The organism is Bacillus sp. LR--39, assembly GCF_053613335.1.
The window spans coordinates 1-726 of sequence record NZ_JBSIOT010000835.1; the positions used below are offsets into that span (position 1 = coordinate 1).

Genomic DNA, 726 nt, shown 5'->3' on the forward strand with positions numbered 1-726 from the left:
TAGAAGGTCATGTAATTGGAACAGATTTGAAAATTGGGATCGTTGTGTCAAGGTTCAACGATTTTATTACAAGCAAACTTCTAAGCGGCGCAGAAGACACGCTGTTGAGACATGGGGTCAAAGCTGATGATATTGATGTCGCCTGGGTTCCCGGCGCTTTCGAAATTCCGCTCATCGCCAAAAAAATGGCTGAAACGAAAAAATACGACGCAGTGATTACGCTGGGCACGGTTATCAGAGGAGCGACAAGCCACTATGACTATGTCTGCAATGAAGCGGCTAAGGGGATTGCAGCGAGCAGCATGTCAACAGGCGTTCCGGTGATCTTCGGCGTATTGACGACAGACACGATCGAGCAGGCGGTCGAACGCGCCGGAACAAAAGCCGGAAATAAAGGTGCAGAAGCTGCCGCGGCAGCGATTGAAATGGCGAACCTGACCCGGTCGCTTCAATAATTGCCGAAAAAGAGTTTAAAAAGGTTATAAAAATGTTTATAATGTGATGTGAAGCGACTAGCCTTCGTTAGATCCACATTTTGATATATTGAGGGGTATTTATGTTAATTCGTTATAAAAAGTCATTCGAAAAGATTGCGATGGGGCTCCTTTCGTTTATGCCGAATGAGAAGGACGTCAAGCAGCTTCAGCAGACAATTAAAGACTATGAAACGGACACTGAAAGGCAACTGTTCCTATGGAAAGAAGGCGAGGATATTGTCGGTTGTGT

General features: G+C 45.6%; 1 protein-coding gene and 1 pseudogene. Both read left to right on the forward strand.

Translation table 11 applies throughout. The features are described 5' to 3' along the window. The coding region (gene ribH / locus ACWHAR_RS26870) for a 6,7-dimethyl-8-ribityllumazine synthase (RefSeq protein WP_452088401.1) at positions 1–455 on the forward strand (455 nt) is incomplete at its 5' end. 101 nt (positions 456–556) lie between these two features. Further along, positions 557–726: pseudogene (locus ACWHAR_RS26875) on the forward strand (N-acetyltransferase); the annotation flags it as partial.